The sequence below is a fragment of the Pseudomonadota bacterium genome (genome assembly GCA_026388315.1).
Classification (GTDB): Bacteria; Desulfobacterota; Syntrophorhabdia; order Syntrophorhabdales; family Syntrophorhabdaceae; genus MWEV01.
The window spans coordinates 1-20,147 of sequence record JAPLKA010000108.1 but is presented as its reverse complement, the minus strand read 5'-3'; the positions used below and the strand labels follow the sequence as shown (position 1 = coordinate 20,147).

Sequence of the window (20,147 nt, the reverse complement as noted above, 5' to 3'; positions counted from 1 at the left end):
TCAATTCCTTTGAGTTTCAACCTTGCGGCCGTACTTCCCAGGCGGAACACTTAACGCGTTTGCTTCGGCACAGAAGGTATTACACCTCCCACACCTAGTGTTCACCGTTTACAGCGTGGACTACCAGGGTATCTAATCCTGTTTGCTCCCCACGCTTTCGCGCCTCAGCGTCAGTATCAGGCCAGGAAATCGCCTTCGCCACTGGTGTTCCTCCCGATATCTACGAATTTCACCTCTACACCGGGAATTCCATTTCCCTCTCCTGTACTCTAGTTGTGCAGTTTCAAATGCAGTTCTCCGGTTAAGCCGAAGTATTTCACATCTGACTTACACAACCGCCTACGCGCCCTTTACGCCCAATAATTCCGAACAACGCTTGCACCCTCCGTATTACCGCGGCTGCTGGCACGGAGTTAGCCGGTGCTTCTTCCTGCGGTACCGTCAAATCCCGTGGATATTAACCACGGGACTGTTCTTTCCGCACGAAAGGGCTTTACAACCCGAAGGCCTTCATCACCCACGCGGCGTCGCTGGGTCAGGCTTTCGCCCATTGCCCAATATTCCCCACTGCTGCCTCCCGTAGGAGTCTGGGCCGTGTCTCAGTCCCAGTGTGGCTGGTCGTCCTCTCAGACCAGCTACCCGTCATAGCCTTGGTAAGCTCTTACCTCACCAACAAGCTGATAGGCCACGGGCTCATCCTCAAGTGATAGCCAGTATAAATACAGGCCACCTTTTACCACGTAACTTAAGCTATGTGGTCTTATCAGGTATTAGCCCCACTTTCGCGGGGTTATCCCAAGCTCGAGGGCAGATTACCCATGTATTACTCACCCGTCCGCCGCTCTACTAGTCCCCCGAAGGGGTCGTTCGCGCTCGACTTGCATGTGTTAGGCACGCCGCCAGCGTTCGTTCTGAGCCAGGATCAAACTCTCAAAACAAACCGATAAAAATTGTTCAAAATTGAACGAGGACCTACTATTTTCTTTTCAATGAACTTGCCAACCGTAAAGCAGTCATAATTATACTTATTTTCCGGCAATTGTCAAGCGATATAGACAATAAATATAAATAAAATATTTTAGTCGATTGTCGTTAGCCGTGTATTCATTGTCAGTTGATAAACTCCTGTAATTCCAAAGGGACAGGAACAAATTGTATTTCTGTGCATACAATCCATCGGCAATAGTTTATATACCTGTTACAGCTTTTATGCTCTCATAGGTTACTTTAACGAGTTCCTTTAATGTGGTTTCATCAATAGCAAGGGGAGGTATCAGGACAATTACATCGCCAAGAGGTCTTATGACAACGCCTCTCTTCCGTGCTTCCCATGTTACTTTCTGGCCTATTTTCTCTTTAGGAGTATAAGATCGTTTTGTTTTTCTGTTTTTTACCAGTTCTATGCCTATCATAAAACCTCTCTGCCTTACATCACCTACATGTAGTAATTGATAAAACCCTTGTAGTTCCTTTTGCAATAAAGCAATCTTACCTTTCAATTTTCCAATTAACTGTTCTTCTTCGTACAATTCAAGATTTTTCACAGCAACACTACAGGCAAGAGGGTTCCCCGTATACGTGTGCCCATGGAAAAATGTCTTAAAATCTTCAAATTTTCCGAGAAAACCACCGAATATTTCATCTGTCGTCAATGTTGCCGCGAGAGGAAGGTACCCACCGGTAATACTTTTTGCAACACATAAGAAATCCGGTCTTACATTTTCTTTTTCACAGGCGAACATATTTCCTGTTCTTCCGAATCCTGTAGCCACTTCGTCTGCTATGAACAAAAGGCCATTCTCTTTTGCAATCCCCCGGACTGCTGAGAGAAAACCATCAGGCTGGACAATCATACCAGCCGCCCCCTGAACGATTGGTTCAATAATTACAGCACACACCTCGTCTTTGTGCCTTTTAACAATTTTTTCAAACTGCTCCACACATGCCAGGCCACATGTTTCTTTTTGAAGCTTCAACGGGCATCTGTAGCAGTAAGGCGATGGGGATTTATAATTTCTGAAAAGTAACGGCCTGTACACTTTATGAAAGAGGTCTATACCTCCCACGCTTACCGACCCGATGGTATCGCCATGATAGCCGTTAGCAAACGAAATAAATTTCTTCCTCTTCTTCTCACCCTTCTGCTGCCAATACTGGTATGCCATTTTCAATGCAATCTCAACAGAGGTTGAACCGTTATCGGAGTAAAAGACTTTTGACAGGCCTTCCGGGGCAATATCTATAAGCTTTTTTGCAAGTACAACAGCCGGAACATTTGTCAGTCCAAGCAGGGTAGAATGGCAAAGTTGTTTTGACTGTTGCCCTATGACTTCCACCAGCTCTTTTTTCCCATGCCCGTGAACAAGCACCCATAGCGAAGAAACACCGTCAATATATTTTCTGCCATCAGTATCAATGAGGTAAAATCCTTCGCCCCTTTCAATGACTAATGGCTGTATATCCATATAGTCTTCCATCTGGGTAAAAGGATGCCAGATGTATTTTTTGTCCCACTCGGTCAATTGTTCACTACTGTACATTGCTTACTCCATAATTAAGAATTAAAAATTAAAAAATCTATTTTCTTAATAATTCTTCGTTTTTCACTCTTCATTGCTTCTAAATAAGTCCCATCGTTTTTCCAGTCTGGACGAGGGTTTCTATAGTATAATCCATCTCATCCCTTGCAAATCCTCTTACTACAGTCAATCTGAGTCTGGAAGTTCCCTCCGGCACTGTAGGGGGTCGTATGGCTTGGAGAAATAATCCTTTTTCCATAAGGATTTCTTGCATTTTAATAGTCTTTGCGTCTTCACCAACGACAATCGGGATGATAGGACCGGCACTTTCCTTAAGGTCAAAACCGGCTCGCATAAGGTTGCCTCGCATGTAATCTATGTTCTCCCAAAGTTCTTCTTTAAAAGATATATCATTTTTTATAAGTCTCAGCGCAGCCAGTGATGCAGCTAATGAAGATGGCGGTAAGGCCGTTGTGTACATAAAGGTCTTTGCCCTGTTGACAAGATATTCCAGTAGAATCTTATCTGCCAGTACGAAGGCGCCAAATGACCCGAGGGCCTTTCCGAATGTTGCCATATGCACATCTATGCTGCCTGAGAGACCAAACAGCTCCTCAAGGCCAGTTCCTTTCTCGCCAAATACCCCGGTACCGTGCGCATCGTCCAGCATAACATGGACATCGTATTTTTTTTTCAGTTCAAATACGTCTCTCAGCGGGGCAATATCTCCATCCATGCTGAAAATAGATTCAGTAATGATAAATTTTCTTCCCCTGCCCCTGTCTCTTCTTATCTTTTTCTCAAGGTCATTTACATCTCTGTGTTTATAAATCACCTTTTTTGCCCGTGACAGTCTCATGCTGTGTATCAAGCTCGAATGGTTCAACTCGTCGCTGAATATTGTATCACCAGTGTCTGTAAGCGTTGATATAATACCAATATTTGCCATATATCCATTTGAGAATATGAGGGCATTGCTGTAACCCTTATATGCGGCAATCTCTCTTTCAAGTTCTTCATAGAGATCAATACTACCCGCAACGCTCCGCGAAGAACAGGTGCCTGAACCGTATTCTTCTGTAGCTTGTCTGGCTGCGTTGATAACATCAGGGTGGACATGGAGTGACAGGTAGCTATTTGAACAAAGATTAAGATGTTCCTTCGAGTTATATAATACTTTTGTAGCTGACAGGGGTTTAATATACCGTATTGCCCTGTAGTTTCCTTTTTCTTTAATATCCTGAAGGATTTCAGAAAGCCTTTCTCTCATCTTCTCACACAATACAGTTAATAAAAATACACTACCGCATGGAAGCAGTCAACACTATTAAAATAATGGTTAACTGACTAATGAAAAAAACAGGGTGGATATAACGATCCACCCTGCACTTTGCTTATGTAAAGCTATTAACCCTTTATGATTCTCGGAAGTATCATCTGATGCTGTGGGGTTATTGATACCGGATTCTGGTAAACGCAGTTTGCAAAGGCGACAAAATACCTTCTCAGGTCTTTCATCGGCACGACTTCATCAACAAGACCCTTTTTCGCACAATACGCCGGCCTTGAATTGTCATAGTATGCCTTTACTAATACGTTCATCTGCTCAATGACCTTCGTAAGAGGCTTCCCCGCATCCTTCTCTTTTACAAGCCTTCTCGCAAAGCTTGCTGCAGCAGCGGTCTCACCGTGCATGACATAGATTTCAGTCGTTGCGGTGCCGAGGGTAAAGGCGTTATTGTTGTTTGCCTGGGGTCCTGCCATGATATAGTGAGCTGCAGCAGTACCTTTTCTTAATATAACGGCCATCATGGGAAGGTCGCTCTGCTCAATGGAGTAAATAAGTGCCTGACCAAGTCCGAGAAGTTCTGCTTTCTCTGCAATGTCGCCAACATCGATACCGGAGGTATCCTGAATCCAGATCATCGGCACCCTGTCTCTGCCGCAAAGGCTGACAAACTCATTCACTTTAATCAGTCCCTGACGGTAGAACTTTCCACCGATACCGGGATACGGTGCATATTCCGGATAGCCCTTCGGCATCATGCCCTGTCTGTTCGCAACGATTCCAACAAGGAACCCGTCAACTTTGATAAGACCCGTGTAAAGTTCCGGACCATAGCCTGGTCTGAATTCCATGTGCTCGCTGTTATCTGTAAGTCTTGCCATTACTTCTTCTATGTTGTAGGTCATCTTCTGGTTAAAGGCCACAAGGCTGTACAGGTCTTCCGCCGGGAATTTCGGTTCTGCCGGTTCTGCTACCCTGAAAAATTTGCTGTTATAGACGGGCAAATAGGTCACCCACTCTTTCACGGCATCAAGGATTGTTTCCTCGGTCTGAAATACCTGTTTGAAAAATCCCGTTACATCATGATGAATCTCAACCCTGCCCGGAGGAATTGACTTGAACTTTCTCGTTGCTTCGATAAGCTGCTCTGCCGTCTCTTCGTCGAAGAAGCCTTTTGGTGACATACCGCTTACGATGCCGGCGCCGCCGACTGCGATATTACAGTCTTTATGTGCAAGAAGGAGCGTAGGGCTGATTCCCTGATATCCGCCGCCTGCCGGGTTTGTTCCATAAATTGCCGCAAGAACGGGAATACCGAGCTTGTTCAACTCAGCGTGTCTGAAGAAGGTAGTTCCACTTCCTCTCCTGTCTGCATACATCTTTTCCTGCTCGGGCAACTTTACACCACTGCAGTTCACGAGCCATACGAGTGGGCAATGGAACCTCTTCGCAATGTCCGTAACCCGGAGGATGTTGTGTGGCTGACCCGCTATCCATGCACCTGCCATGACCTTGTTATCAAAGCCGATAATTACGCACCATCTGCCGTTAATCTTGCCAAGACCATCCACCACACCTGTTGTCCCGGATTCTTCATCCATCGGATCATACAAGGTATGAAGAGGACACCATGTGCCGGGCTCTACAATATATGCAAGCCTCTGGTGTACCGTCCACTCACCTCTTTTATTTAAGACTTCCGCAGGCATTCCTGCATTTTTCTTCTCTTCTACGATTTCTGCAATACCTTGTTCAACTTTTTTAATCTCTTCGGCGTTAGCCTTATTCTCCTTCGCTGGCTTACCCCAGTCCTGCATCTTCTCAAAATATGGTCTCATGTGTTACCTCCATTGGCGTTTGTGTATTTGTAATTATTTTCACAATTATAATTTGACTACAACATTTTGTCAACACAAATTGTAAAAAATTAAAGGCTTTACCCCAAAAGATAGTGTTGCCGATAAAACAATTCTACCCTGTTTTTTTAATAAATAAGCAAAATCTGTTTTTCCCGGTTTCTGGAAAAAAAGTGAGGCATTAAAAGAATACGTGTTTGTGATATATTTCTTTATTTATCTTTATTTTTCTTAATCCGTTTCATCACACCCCATACAACGATCACAATCCCCATTGCAATCCATGCCAAAAAAACTAAATCTCCCATATTCTAATCCTTTCATTTACCGGGGCTCACGCCTGCCTGTGCATATCACACGCAGACAGGTCGCCCCCTTACTTAAATGTTCAAACGGCTTAAACCGCTTAAACGGTTCAAACAGCCCGAACTACTTGAACTACTTGAGCGGCTTGAACGATTCACCCGGAGACCTCCCCTATCACTCGCGAAGTTCGACCTTGACCTTAACCTGCTCTTTTAATGTTTAAACAACCTCTGCCCTGCAAAGACCATTGTTACATCAGATTCATTGCAGGCCTCGATTACCTCAAAATCACGCTCTGAACCGCCCGGTTGGATAATGCCCGTGACCCCCTGCTTTATTGCCGCATCAACACCATCCCTGAAGGGAAAAAATCCATCAGAAACTACTACCGAACCTGTAAGGCCTGCCTTTTGTTCCTTTGTATATCTCTCTATTTCTATCAAGTCTTCCATCTTTCTCAAACCCTTCTCTGCTTCCAGCTTGAAAACCGCATAGGGCACGCCGAATTTTTTGAATACCTCTTTGTCCATAAATTTTGTATAGGCTTTAAAGACAGCAATCTCGACAACCCCTACCCTGTCCTGCTCGCCCGTTCCTATGGCAACTGTCGCCTCATCTTTTACAAAAAGGGCCGAGTTTGAGCTTACGCCTGATTCCACATACCATCCAAAGAGCATATCGGCGTATTCTTTGTCAGTGGGAGCTCTTTTAATCTTATATACCTGTCCCTTGTAAATCGTTTCCGCTGGTTTGAGGTCTTCTTTGCCCTTGATTTTATATGGCTGAGATTCCTGAATGACAATCCCGCCGTCCATCAGTGACTTTATATCAATATAACGTTTAAATTTATACTCGTGTAATTGCTCAATTGCTTTGATCTGGAGAATCCTCAGGTTTTTCCATTTTTTCAATATATCTATAGCCGCACCATCAAAATCAGGCGCGCAGATTACCTCAAAATAATACGGTACCATTGCCTTTGCTGTCTCTACATCAACGGTTCTCGTCAAAACAACGGCGCCGCCAAATGCAGCAATCCTGTCGCACCAGAATGCCTTTTCAAAAGCCTCTGCAGGGGTTGAGCCACAGGCTGCACCACATGGATTATTGTGTTTCAAGATTGCGCAGGCTGGTTTTTTATCAAGAAATTTCAAAATGTTCAGCGCATTGTCTACATCGGTTAGGTTAATCTTGCCCGGGTGCTTCCCGACCTGCAGCATATCTTTTTCTGTAACCCTGCTTGTCAGGCCACCCTGGGAATCAAAAAACCGCACATCACCGAGCATGATGTTCCCGTTGACAAGCTCATACATGGCAGAAGCTTGATCCGGATTTTCTCCATACCTCAACCCGCGCTCAACATCACATTTTTCATCGGCATCATAGATATTCCAGATCTTTTTCTTGTACAGCAGCGCCTGGCCGCCCATATCAATCTTTATTGTCTCCGGAAACTGATCCTTTACGATTTTCTTATACATCCCTTTAATGTCTTCCATAAAACCCCCTTGCTTAAAATTCCAATAAACAAATTACAATAAACAAACGATAAAAAAACGTATGTTCTTGGAACTTGTATATCGGTTATTGATTTTCATTTGTAATTGGTTATTTGATTATTGGTTATTACCTTCATCATTGGATTTTGTTTGTTTATTGTAATTTGGTTATTGGTTATTGTCCTTATATTACTTTATCATCTTCAACAATGCTACTGTCATGGACTCCACATCCAGTCCTTCAACTGCATATACTTCATCGGTGTCACCTGAGGCGCCATAATTTTTCGTCCCGAAGGATTCCAACCTGCCCTGATATTTGTTCCTCAATAAGTATGAAGTAATAACCGGGGCTATGCCTGTATAAACGTTGTGGTCTTCATAGGTAATTATATAAGGCATCTTTAAAAGCATACCCATCACATTTTCATCAATTTCATTAACACAGGGCATATTTACCACTGTCAGGTTTACGCCTTTTCCTGCAAGATTCTCTGCAATTTTCAACGCCCTGCTTACCATGCCTCCATACGTGATTACAGCACCTTCGGCGCCCTCCCTCAATACATCCATCTTGCCATAATCAAACACATATCCTTCGCCATAATGAGGTTTCCCGTCTTTTCCGGCAATAACCGGCCAGCGGTTCCGTCCTGTAGCTACGAGGAAATTCCCCTCCACAGCAGCAACGTGTCTCACAACCCTGTCCATCTGGTTTGGGTCACATGGCACGATTGTCCTGAAATTATAGAGGTTCCGGGCAAGACCGATATAATCAACGCACTGGTGCGTTTTACCGTCAGGGCCCACATCAAGCCCTACATGGGTAAGGATGAGCTTCAGGTTGGTTTTATTTATATCATTCAAACGTTCCTGGTTATATGTTTCATCTATCCCGAAAACCCCGAAATCGGCAAAAAAAGTAAGTATCCCTGTTGTTGACAAAGCCCCTGCAATTGTGGCCGTATTGTGCTCCTGGATACCGCCCTGAAAAAAATAATCCGGATAGGCCTTTCCGAAATCACCCGTTTTCACAGAACTTGCAAGGTCACAGTCGAAGGTACAGACTATCTGTCCATTCTCAATATTTAAATCACCAAGGTCCTTTAATGCCTTCCCGAAGGCAGTTCTGTTGTCAACCTTGTCTTCATCCTTATAGGTAAATGGATTGCCTGTCCTTACCGACAAGGTTTCGTTATTCAGGGACGGCTGCCAGCTCCAGATTCCCTTTCTTTTTTCCTTGTAAAACTCAAATCTGTCCACAAGCCCCAAAGCTTCCATGGCGTCCTTATATTCCTTTTCATTTAATGGGTTCCCATGGTATTTTTCCTTGTTTTCCATAAAAGGTATACCATTTCCCATCACTGTGTCCGCCACAATACAGACAGGGCTATCATTAGACCTTGTATTTCTCAGCGCTGTATAAATTTCGTTATAATCGTGTCCGTTTATCTCCAGTACATCCCAGCCGTCAGAAAGATAATTTTCAATGATGTTCTGGGGCATCACGCTATCAATGGACCCGCTGATCTGCAACCGGTTATAATCAATGAAAACAGTGATATTGTTCAAATTATACTTTTTTGCAAACCTTCGTGCCTCTCCTATCTGCCCTTTCTGTTGTTCACCGTCACCCATGAGAACATAAACATGGTTATCTTCCTTACGGATTTTTGATGCAATGGCAAAGCCACACCCTGCAGAGAGCCCCTGACCGAGATTGCCTGTAGACCAGTCGATAAAGGGGATTCCTCTCACCATATGCCCTTCAAAGGGACTTCCTGCCTTCCTGAAAAAGGCAACAACCTCATCAACGGGAAGATGTCCAAGCCTTGCAAGGGCAGCATAGGCACCGGGGGATGTATGGCCATGACTCACTACAATTCTGTCTCCCGGTCTTTCCTGCAACTTTGCATGGGAAAAGAGTGTCAGATATATATCAAGGGACGATATTGATCCACCCGGATGCCCTGTTCCGGCAAGACGGGTCATCGTTACAATATCCCCCTTTGCAAGTCTTGATAATTCTGTAAGTTTCGCAATTTCGCTTTCAGTCAATTTTTCATCTTCAAACATCACTTCTTCCTCCAATCCAGTAATCACACTCATTTTGCAGAAGACATCTTTCACATTCCGGCTTTCTTGCCTTGCACAGGTATCGCCCGTGAAGGGTTATAAGCAGAGAAAATGCCGTCCACATATCCTCCGGTACTACTTTTTTTATATCCTGCTCTATTCTATCCGGGTCTTTTTTATCGGAAAATCCAATCCTGTTCGACAGCCTGATTACGTGTGTATCTACAATTACTGCCGGCTTATCAAAGGCCAGTCCAACTATTAAATTCGCAGATTTTCTGCCGATCCCCTTAACTGTTGCAAAGGTATCTATATCCCGGGGCACTTCGCCATGAAACCTGTCCCGGATTTCCTCTGTGATATTTTTAATAGCCTTCGCTTTATTCTTATAAAATCCAGTACTTCTGATATCATTCTCAAGTTCTTCATTAATTAAATTAATATAGTCATAGATATTTCGATATTTTTTAAAAAGCGTTACCGTTACCTTGTTGACGCGTTCATCTGTACATTGGGCAGACAAAACGGTAGCAACAACAAGCTCAAGGGGATTAGTGAAGTTCAATTCACATCTCGGCTCGCCATGCATCGTTTTGAGCTTATCAATTATCGATCGAACGTCTTTTGCCATCACTTACGTTTCTTGAATGTATCCTTTATATCACTTACGTCTTTTGTATTCAATGAGAAAAAACCTTTTCAAATTAACCCGGATTTATCATTAGAATCATATGGGTGTCGGACCATCCCTCTCAAACACGCTCATTCCGCTCCAGCGGCTTCAATCGCTCGCGTTCGGCTTCGGAACTTTTGCTTGACAGCAAAAGACCAAGCTTCCTCGCCTCTCGACGGTTTGCTCCGGGATACCCCGACACCTTCCTAACAACATATTTGGGATTAATTGAATTTCTTTAGCCTGCACCGTTAATTTTTCCGTTGCAAATTTGCCGACATTGCACGAAAATGATGGATATTGACTGCTTATACCAGTTCGGATTCAAAGATAGAACGAGGCATCAAGAAGGAACCGACGCAGGCGTACATGTAGTACGTCGAGGAGCGCGACGACGAGATAACGAAGTTATATGAATGAAGGCGAACTGGTATTACAAAGAATTCAACGAGGTAAATCATGTCCGATACATTAAAAAAACGGAGCGCTGTTCAAGAACTCTGGTTACGCTTCTGGAATATTGCCAGGCTTTACTGGATGTCGGAAGAAAAGTGGAAGGCCTGGGGATTTCTCGGCCTCGTCATCGGCCTTCTCCTTGCGTACACCGGCTTGAACGTTGTCATCACCTACGCCTCACGGGACCTCATGACAGCGCTGGCAAAAAAGGAGGTAAGCCTTTTCTACCGCCAGGTCATCATAGTTTTTATCGTCCTCGCCATGGTGGCGCCAATAAGCGGCTTCTTCAGTTACGTACCAAAAAAACTGGGCATCAACTGGCGCCGGTGGCTGACCAAATATTTTCTACAGCTTTATTTTCAGAATAAAGCCTACTACGATATCAACTGGAACAAGGAGATCGATAACCCTGACCAGCGTATCAGTCAGGATGTGGGGAACTTTACCATAAATAGCCTTTCTTTTTTTTCGATTATGTTTTTTTCCGTAAGCCAGCTCATTGCCATGTCAGGCGTTCTCTGGAGCATTTCGGGAATGCTCATGGTTATACTTATCGTCTACGCCATAGTGGGCACCTTTGTTACCCTTCTCTTCGGGAAGAAACTGGTCACGCTGAATTTTGAACAGCTTCGCCGGGAAGCCGATTTCCGGTACGGCATGGTACACATCAGGAATAATGCCGAGTCCATAGCATTCTACGGCGGGGAACATCAGGAAGCAGTCCAGGTTAAACAACGATTTTCCGGAGTGGTGGACAACTATAACCGCCTCATCGCCTGGCAGCGAAACCTCACATTCTTTACCGGCGGCTATGACTCCATCATCAAGATACTTCCTACGATTGTGCTGGCACAGTTCTTTTTTGCAGGCCGGATCGAATTCGGCGTTATCTCCCAGGGGGAAATGGCCTTTTTACAGGTTTGGTCTGCTGTTGCCGTCATCATCACTCAGTTCGAGGGTATCACCAGTTTCGCAGCAGCCATCAACCGTCTCCACAGCTTCGCAGAGGCACTGAAGGGAAAAACCCCGGCAGAAGCAGGGCAGGAAAAAGTTGAATTGACAACGGGAGATACGCTTGCCGTAGAGCATCTTACTGTGGAAACGCCTTACAAGAAACGCATGCTCATCGAAAATCTTTCTGTGGAACTGAAACAGGGAGACAGCCTCCTCATAGTGGGGCCAAGCGGGGTAGGCAAAAGCTCGATCTTAAGGACAATCGCCGGTCTCTGGAATTCAGGGTCAGGCAATGTAATTCGTCCCGATCGTTCCGAAATGCTCTTTCTGCCGCAACTACCCTACATGGTCATTGGCTCACTCCGGGAGCAACTCCTCTATCCAAACACAAGCAATACTGTCAGTGAAGACACATTGCGGGGCGTCCTGAAACAGGTGAACCTCCCCGATCTGCCTGAACGGGTCGGCGGTTTTGAAGCTATCCTCGACTGGGATAACGTCCTCTCCCTGGGGGAGCAACAGCGTCTCGCCTTTGCCAGGCTCCTCATGACCCGCCCCCGTTACGCAATCCTCGACGAGGCTACAAGCGCCCTGGACCTCCCCAATGAAGCGATGATCTACCGGTTTCTCCAGGACAGTAAAGCCGTGTATGTGAGCGTCGGCCATCGGTCAAGCCTCGTCCGGTACCACGAGAAGGTGCTTGAGGTTCACGGCGACCATAGCTGGCAGCTCCTCCCGTCAAAGGACTACAGCGAAAAGATGGAGGCCTCCGCATAGATGAATAAAATGTATTTGTTTGTTTTTCTACTAAACCCTTATCTGTATGCCAATTTCTCTGATATAAATGAAAGAAGCAATTGGTTCTGGCTTACCCCTTCTTTTTCGGCAGTCTCCATAATTTTTTTATGTATATATCGTGGCACACGTAGGGTAAGCCTCCCTGTGGTTTCCTGATGACGTGATGGCTCCGGTATCTTCCATCCATTCTCATATGCAGTGGTCAACCATTCGTCTTTGACCTCATTGGCCAGCTTTAACGCTTCATCGGGCGTTTCACCATGCATCATGCAGCCCGGAAGGTCAGGAAAAGTCACAAAATAAAGATGCTCATCTTCGTCGTATTCTATCTCCATTCTGTAAATAAGTGATTTATAATATGCCAGGTCTTTCATGATTACTCTCCTTTAAGCAGGGCATCTATTGCCAGCAGACACATATCAATATAACGCCTCAATATCTTATTTTCCCTGCCATGTGGAATCGGAACATGGGGCAACATAACGTTTTTAAGTTTTTCATGTATGAACATATAACCGTGTTTTGTCCTCTTCCATTTAAAACCGTATGATTCCATCAATTTCAACAGTTCGTCAATTCGGACATTACTCCTTCCTGCCTGCACTTTCTTCAGTAACTTATCATCCACAGGGTAATTGTATATGACATCATATATAATGTCAATAATTATCCATCGCTACTTTTTTTAGCTAATCCTTTCTATTTAAAATTACATTTTTTATTCCGGTGGCATACTGTTGTCACCGGCACATGCTATAAAAACTATACTTTCCGCTGAGATACTTTAAAAACTATTTGTATTTATGGAATCAAAGCGTTAACATTCTGTATACAGTGAAAGGTGAGGAGGGGAGGATAAAAATCGTTCAATGTTCAAGGTTCAAGGTTTACAACAGCACCTCCACAGTCCTCATCTTTTTTTTGGTATCATAATGAAACATAAGAAAATATTTGTGTTTTTAATATTGGAAGGTTAGAATTTTCATTGCAGGAAAATGGAAAGAAAAAGGAGCGTGAGTGCCCGATAAAGAAGCCACTGCCCGTATCAAGATCAATAAGTTGCTCGAAGCGGCAGGCTGGCGCTTCTTCCCTTCAGTAAAAAGTCCCGCCAACATCTGCCTTGAGCCCAGTGTCACGATCAAATCTTCCGATCTTAACGCCATGGGTCAGAACTTCGAAAAGACGGCCAAAGGCTTCATCGACTTCCTGCTGCTCGACATCAAAGGCTTCCCTTTCATCGTCCTTGAGGCCAAATCGGAAGATAAGAACCCGCTCGTCGGTAAGGAACAGGCCCGTAAATACGCCAAGTCGCAGAACTGCCGCTTCGTCATCCTCTCTAACGGCAACCTGCACTATTTCTGGGACCTGGAGCGCGGCAACCCCTACCTCATTACATCCTTTCCTACGCCGGACTCGGTGACGAACTACCAGAAAGTCACCCCCAATCCCCAGCGCCTTATCGAAGAACGGGTCGGCGACGACTACATCGTTCTTACCCAGCGCCCGAACTACCAATCAGACGCGGCGTGGCGCAACGAGGCCGAGCGTCCCGGCTACATCCAGGCCAACAGGCTCCGTTTTCTTCGGCCCTATCAATTGAAAACCATCCACATACTTCAGGCTGCGATTAAGGAAGGTAAAGACCGTTTTCTTTTTGAGATGGCCACGGGAACCGGCAAAACCCTCACCGCCGCCGCAGTTATCAAACTTTTTCTCCGCACCGGCAATGCCCGGCGGGTACTCTTCCTTGTGGATCGCCTCGAACTTGAAGATCAGGCCAAAAGGGCCTTCACATCTCTGCTGTCCGCCGATTTTCAAACAGTCATCTACAAGGAGAACCGGGACGACTGGCGGCGTGCGGAAATCGTTGTCACCACGGTGCAGTCGCTGCTCTTCAACAACAAGTATCAGCGGCTCTTCTCTCCGACCGATTTTGACCTTGTCGTCTCCGACGAAGCGCACCGCTCCATCGGCGGCAATGCCCGCGCTGTTTTTGATTATTTCATCGGCTACAAGCTGGGTCTCACCGCCACGCCCCGTGACTACCTCAGGAAGTTCGACGATACCAATCCATCCACCCGAGATCCCCGCGAGTTAGAGCGTCGGCTGTTGCTCGACACCTACCGCACCTTCGGCTGTGAAAACAGCCAGCCGACCTACCGCTATTCACTGCTGGACGGTGTGAAGGAAGGCTACCTTATTAATCCCACGGTGGTGGATGCCCGCACCGAAATCACCACAGAACTACTTTCCGACGTAGGTTTCGTCGTCTCTTTTATTGACGAAGCTGGCGAGGACCAGCAGGAGGCATTCAAGCAACGGGAGTTTGAGAAGCGCTTCTTCGCCGATGCCACCAACCAGCTTTTCTGCAAGACCTTCCTCGAAAACGCCCTTCGCGATCCTGTCAGCGGGGAGATCGGCAAGTCCATTATCTTTACAGTCAGCCAGAACCACGCGGCCAAGTTGGCGCAAATTCTCAATCAGATGGCCGACAGGATGTTCCCCGGCAAATACCAATCCGACTTTGCAGTACAGGTCACATCCCAGATCCCCGACGCCCAGCAGTTTACCATCAACTTCAGCAACAATAACCTGCTCGGCTCGGCAAACTTCCTGCCCGCTTATAAGACCAGCAAGGCCCGGGTCTGCGTGACCGTAGGCATGATGACCACCGGCTATGACTGCACCGACATCCTTAATCTCGGCCTTTTCCGTCCCATCTTCTCGCCGACTGATTTCATTCAGATCAAGGGGCGCGGCACCCGCAATCACAACTTCCTTGAACAGCTTTTCGATGACAGCCTCAAGGATGGCGTCTTGCAGCCGCAGAAGTCCGCCTTCAAGCTCTTCGACTTCTTTGCCAACTGCGAGTATTTCGAGGAAGAATTCAAATATGATGAAGTGCTTAAACTACCGAAGCCCCAAAGCGGGCGGCGTGAAGGGGGAGATGGCACACCGGTAGTCACTGGCGGCGTCTACGAACACCTGGGCGCGGACATCCTTGCCTCCATCAGGGAAGAAACCATCGGTTTTGATGGGATGAAGATCGACCGCATGTTCTTCGAGAAATTCGAGGACACGGTCCGCGAGAACGTAACCATCACCACCGCTGTCGAAGCAGGGCAGTGGGATCGTGTCATCGACTACGTGAACCGCGAGGTCTTTGACAAACCCGAGGAATACTACAACCTCGACAAGTTGCGCAAAGCTGCCGCCGTGGATCGCCGCCTGACCCTGCGCGAGATCCTGGAGAAAATCTTTGGCCTGATCCCGCACTTCAAGTCCAGAAATGAACTGCTGGAAGAAGAATTTGCCAAATTTGTCGCCGACTACAAACCTGAAGAGGCCGAGGCCATCCCGGCAATCAAGAACTACTTTAAGGCCTATGTCACCAGTGATTCGATCCGCCACATCATTGAAGGCAGGCACTTCACTGATCTTGCCACTAATCCGGTCTTTTCCACCCGTGACTTCAAGGCTGTACCACCAAAGTACAGAACGCTGATTCCTGAATATATCAAGGATTACGTGTCCTTGAACCAGTTCGCCGCATGAGGGTAGGATGATATGACCGCCAATGAGCCGTTAATACCGAAACATGGCGGCTACCGAAAGCTCAAGAGCTTTCAGGTGGCACAACTGACTTACGATATAACGGTCCGGTTTTGCGATAGCTACATTGAAAAACGCAGCCGCACTCACGATCAAATGGTACAGGCGGCACGGTCAGGCGTGCAGAATATCGCCGAAGGGAGCCAGGCCTCGGGAACCTCGAAAAAGACCGAACTTAAACTCACCAGCGTGGCACGGGCCAGCCTCGAAGAACTGCGGCTCGACTATGAAGATTTCTTGCGCCAGCGTGGACTATCGATCTGGGGTCGTAACGATCCCCGCAGACAGGGGCTGATCGACCGCAGATGCGCAACCGCCGATGAGGTAGCGCAGTGGGTGCTGGAAGAACACGATCGTGGACAGAAAGGATTTAGTGGACGAAGTGGACAGAGTAGTGGACACGGTGGACAGAATTCGTCCACGCCGTCTACCAGTCCTGCAATCTCCACTCCTACCTTCCCCGAAATTACTGCCAACGCTGCCCTGGTGTTGCTGGTGGTAGCCTGCAGCCTGCTTGACCGACAACTGGCCGCCCAGGCAAAAGCCTTCGAGACAGAAGGCGGCTTTACTGAGCGCCTCTACCGCGTGCGCTCCGAAAAACGATCATCACGCTTTTCGTCCACCCAGTCCACTAAGTCCACCAAGGATTAAGGAGAACCATGCTCGACACCGACACCAAACGCCGCATCGACACCGCCCGCGACATCCTCGTCGGCAAAGTGCCCGACCCCAAGAGCCAGGTAGAACAGATCACCATCGCCCTCATCTACAAGTTCATGGATGATATGGACGCTGAGAGCGAGGAGTTCGGCGGGAAACGCAAGTTCTTTGCCAATGAATTTGCCCACTACGGCTGGGCCAAACTCATGCGCTCCGGTCTTGGCGGCCACGAGACACTGAACCTCTACGCCGAAGCCATCACCAGGATGCCGGAGAACCCCGGCATTCCGCTGCTTTTCCGCAACATCTTCAAGAACGCCTATCTGCCATACCGCGACCCCGAAACGCTCAAAATGTTCCTCAAGGTTATTGACGAGTTCAACTACGATCACAGCGAACGGCTCGGCGATGCCTTCGAGTATCTGCTCTCCGTGCTCGGCTCCCAGGGCGACGCCGGACAGTTCCGCACCCCTCGCCACATCATTGATTTCATGGTAAAAATCATCGATCCGAAGAAGACCGAGACCATGCTTGATCCGGCCTGCGGCACTGCCGGGTTCCTGATCTCATCGTATAAACACATCCTCAAGACCAACACCGACGCCAAGGGCTACAGCACCCTGACCCCGGACGAAAAGGGCCGCCTCGCACAGAGCTTCAAGGGCTACGACATCTCGCCCGACATGGTGCGCTTGTCTCTGGTAAATATGTACCTGCACGGCTTTGCCGATCCGCACATCTTCGAGTACGACACCCTCACCAGCCAGGATCGCTGGAACGAATATGCCGACGTGATCCTCGCCAATCCGCCCTTCATGTCGCCGAAGGGCGGCATCAAGCCTCACAACCGCTTTTCGGTGCAGTCCAAGCGCAGTGAGGTGTTGTTCGTGGACTACATGGCCGAGCACCTCACGCCCGGTGGCCGTGCCGGTATCATCGTGCCTGAAGGCATCATCTTCCAGAGCCAGACCGCCTACAAAAAACTGCGAAAGATGCTGGTGGAGGAATACCTCGTCGCCGTGGTCTCGCTTCCGGCGGGCGTGTTCAATCCCTATTCCGGCGTCAAGACCTCAATCCTCATTCTCGACAAGTCGCTGGCCAGAAAAACCAACACCATCGCATTCTTCAAGATTGAGAATGACGGCTTCGGTCTCGGAGCCCAGCGGCGCGAGATTGACAAGAACGACCTGCCCACTGCCGCCGACTTCCTGAAACCTTATCTCCAGTCCATCCCGTCCACGGTGCCCACTCTGTCCGCCCCCAACGCCCTGATCGTGGCGAAGGAGAAAATAGCGGCGAATGGCGACTATAACCTGAGCGGGGAGCGGTATAGGGAGGGTGGGCCGCAATCCACAAACTATCCTTGGCAGAAAATCGAGTCGCTCGTTGAAACGATTACACCCCCGGCCAAGATTCAAAAAACCGCCTTCAGCGAAACCGGTCGATTTCCAATTATTGACCAATCACAGGAAGACATTGCAGGGTGGACTGACGACGAATCTGCGCTGATTCATCCAAGCAAGCCACTGGTGATCTTCGGTGATCACACATGCGCTGTGAAGTTAGTTGAAACTCCCTTCGCTCAAGGGGCGGATGGGATAAAGATCCTCCGGACTATTGATATCCTTGATCCACGGTTTCTGTATTACGTGCTCCGCATAAGACCATTGGAAAGCAGCGGGTATCAGCGCCACTTCTCAAAACTGAAGGAGCACGAAATCCCCCTTCCGCCGCTGGATGTGCAGAAGGAGATCGTGGCAGAAATCGAGTACTACCAGAAAGTCATCAACGGTGCCCGCGCCGTCCTCGACAACTACCGCCCCCACATCCCCATCCACCCCGACTGGCCAATGGTGGAGTTGGGCGAGGTCATCGAGGGCAAGCCGAAGAATGGTTACTCTGGCAGCCCAGTTGATAGTCCTACAAACCTGAAAGTACTGTCTTTAAGCGCGACCACTTTGGGAACGATGGACCTCTCGAAGTCCAAGTTCCTTGATGAAGATATCCCGCTTGATGCCCCGTGCCGTTGCCGTCGCGGTGATATTTACCTCCAGCGAGGTAATACCAAGGAACTTGTCGGCACAGCTGCGCTGTTTGATGTGGACGAACCAAACTATATCTATCCAGACCTGATGATTCGTGTTCGCGCAAATGAAGAGAAGATTCGTAGCCGTTACCTTCTGACCGTTCTGCAAAGCGCACCTGTCCGGGTGTATGTCACAAGAAACGCTGTCGGCGCTGTCGGAAGCATGCCGAAGATCAACCAGGCAATTGTTGAAAGCATCCCGATCCCCCTCCCACCTCTCGCCACGCAACAGGCCATTGTTGCCGAGATAGAGGCCGAGCAGACGCTGGTCGCCGCCAACCACGAATTGATCGCCCGCTTCGAGAAAAAAATCCAGGCCACCCTCGCCCGCGTCTGGGGCGAAGAGAAGGGTGAAGGCAGTGAAAAAGGAAATAGGGAAACTTGAAACTGGAAAGTTCAAAGCTGAAAGGTGAAAGGAAAAGAGGCCGGTTGAAGGTGGGAAGGAGCAATGAGTAATGACAATGAGCTTGATAAAATGTCTTTAACTATTCACTATTCACTAACGACTATTCACTAAACAAGGAGGATGAAATATGGCGACAAAGAAAACAGTTGAGAATCCAGAGTTTTTATATCTATCCTTAGGGGATATCATTATTGAAGAACAGATCAGGTCAAGCATCGATACAGAGAGTGAGTCCTTCAAAGCCCTTATGGAATCGATTAAAGAAAGGGGTGTTTTGGAACCTGTCCTTGTAACACCGAAAGACGGCAAATACCTCCTTCTTTGCGGAGAACGTCGTTATCTGGCTGCCCTGAAGCTGGGACTCCCAACAATACCGGTCAGGGTCATCGATGCAGTAACTCAGAAGGATGAAATCCTTGCCTTCCAGTTGACGGAGAACCTTCAGAGAGAAGACTTAAATCCTATAGACCAGGCAAAAGGCATACTCGCATATATTCAGGCAAAACACCCAGACAAAAACTATGATGTGGATGGGGTTATGAGCGACTTGGTAGGCTACACCCGGCGACCCGAAAGTCTGCCGGATGAAATTGCTAACACTGTGTTAGCAATTTCTGAAATCGTCGGAAAGTCAATAATGACGCTGCATCGCACGATAGCACTTTTAAAACTTTCTCCAGAGATTCAAGCCGAAATCCGGTCAGGAAATCTCCCTGTTTCGCAGGGATATCTCTTCGCCGCCAACTTGGATTGTCCAGACCGTGATAAGATTTTTGAGGCCATCATGAAGACACCCGTTACCAATGCCACCCTGAATAATCTGCTCACAGCATACAAGAAGGTCAAGCCAGCCCCAGGTGTTACAAAGCCCATACCTATGAAGAAGCAGATTGAAAGCTTACGATCCTTTGAATCACGCATTGAAATGGGTATTGCAAAATACACAAAGCCCGACCTT

The 20,147-nt window shown here is 47.4% G+C and carries 13 protein-coding genes and 1 rRNA gene; 5 read left to right on the top strand and 9 right to left on the bottom strand.

What is annotated here, in order from left to right:
* From NTX75_15145 to nth, 7 genes are all read right to left on the bottom strand, one after another.
* Positions 1-938, bottom strand: a 16S ribosomal RNA gene (locus NTX75_15145); the annotation flags it as partial.
* Positions 939-1,187: 249 nt separating this feature from the next.
* Entirely contained in the window at positions 1,188-2,540 is a 1,353-nt protein-coding gene (gene bioA / locus NTX75_15140; protein MCX5817546.1) for an adenosylmethionine--8-amino-7-oxononanoate transaminase, read from the bottom strand.
* 79 nt (positions 2,541-2,619) lie between these two features.
* Entirely contained in the window at positions 2,620-3,789 is a 1,170-nt protein-coding gene (locus NTX75_15135) for an 8-amino-7-oxononanoate synthase (protein MCX5817545.1), read from the bottom strand.
* 137 nt (positions 3,790-3,926) lie between these two features.
* Positions 3,927-5,645: a glutaconyl-CoA decarboxylase subunit alpha gene (locus NTX75_15130; GenBank protein MCX5817544.1), complete on the bottom strand. Its 1,719-nt coding sequence runs from the start codon at positions 5,643-5,645 to the stop codon at positions 3,927-3,929.
* A gap of 536 nt (positions 5,646-6,181) precedes the next feature.
* On the bottom strand, positions 6,182-7,468 hold the full coding sequence (locus tag NTX75_15125) for an IMP cyclohydrolase (GenBank protein MCX5817543.1): 1,287 nt from the start codon (positions 7,466-7,468) through the stop codon (positions 6,182-6,184).
* Positions 7,469-7,657: 189 nt separating this feature from the next.
* On the bottom strand, positions 7,658-9,544 hold the full coding sequence (locus NTX75_15120) for a transketolase (GenBank protein ID MCX5817542.1): 1,887 nt from the start codon (positions 9,542-9,544) through the stop codon (positions 7,658-7,660).
* Complete coding sequence (gene nth / locus NTX75_15115; GenBank protein ID MCX5817541.1) at positions 9,537-10,175, bottom strand: endonuclease III; 639 nt, start codon at positions 10,173-10,175, stop codon at positions 9,537-9,539. Before nth ends, NTX75_15120 begins: the two co-directional genes overlap by 8 nt.
* A gap of 501 nt (positions 10,176-10,676) precedes the next feature.
* Here nth and NTX75_15110 point away from each other — a divergent pair.
* Positions 10,677-12,404, top strand: a complete 1,728-nt coding sequence (locus tag NTX75_15110) for an ABC transporter ATP-binding protein/permease (protein MCX5817540.1) — start codon at positions 10,677-10,679, stop codon at positions 12,402-12,404.
* Between the two features lie 38 nt (positions 12,405-12,442).
* Here the strand turns inward: NTX75_15110 and NTX75_15105 are convergent, their stop codons facing one another.
* Entirely contained in the window at positions 12,443-12,799 is a 357-nt protein-coding gene (locus tag NTX75_15105; GenBank protein MCX5817539.1) for a type II toxin-antitoxin system HicB family antitoxin, read from the bottom strand.
* Positions 12,800-12,801: 2 nt separating this feature from the next.
* On the bottom strand, positions 12,802-13,053 hold the full coding sequence (locus tag NTX75_15100; protein ID MCX5817538.1) for a hypothetical protein: 252 nt from the start codon (positions 13,051-13,053) through the stop codon (positions 12,802-12,804).
* Between the two features lie 389 nt (positions 13,054-13,442).
* Between NTX75_15100 and NTX75_15095 the strand changes: the two genes are divergently transcribed.
* The 4 genes from NTX75_15095 to NTX75_15080 form a co-directional block, all read left to right on the top strand.
* Complete coding sequence (locus NTX75_15095; GenBank protein MCX5817537.1) at positions 13,443-15,980, top strand: DEAD/DEAH box helicase family protein; 2,538 nt, start codon at positions 13,443-13,445, stop codon at positions 15,978-15,980.
* Between the two features lie 12 nt (positions 15,981-15,992).
* Positions 15,993-16,688, top strand: a complete 696-nt coding sequence (locus tag NTX75_15090) for a four helix bundle suffix domain-containing protein (GenBank protein ID MCX5817536.1) — start codon at positions 15,993-15,995, stop codon at positions 16,686-16,688.
* A gap of 8 nt (positions 16,689-16,696) precedes the next feature.
* Positions 16,697-19,168, top strand: coding sequence for an N-6 DNA methylase (locus tag NTX75_15085; GenBank protein ID MCX5817535.1), 2,472 nt, complete (start codon positions 16,697-16,699; stop codon positions 19,166-19,168).
* 148 nt (positions 19,169-19,316) lie between these two features.
* Positions 19,317-20,147: ParB/RepB/Spo0J family partition protein (locus NTX75_15080; GenBank protein MCX5817534.1), on the top strand; the 831-nt coding region annotated here is incomplete at its 3' end.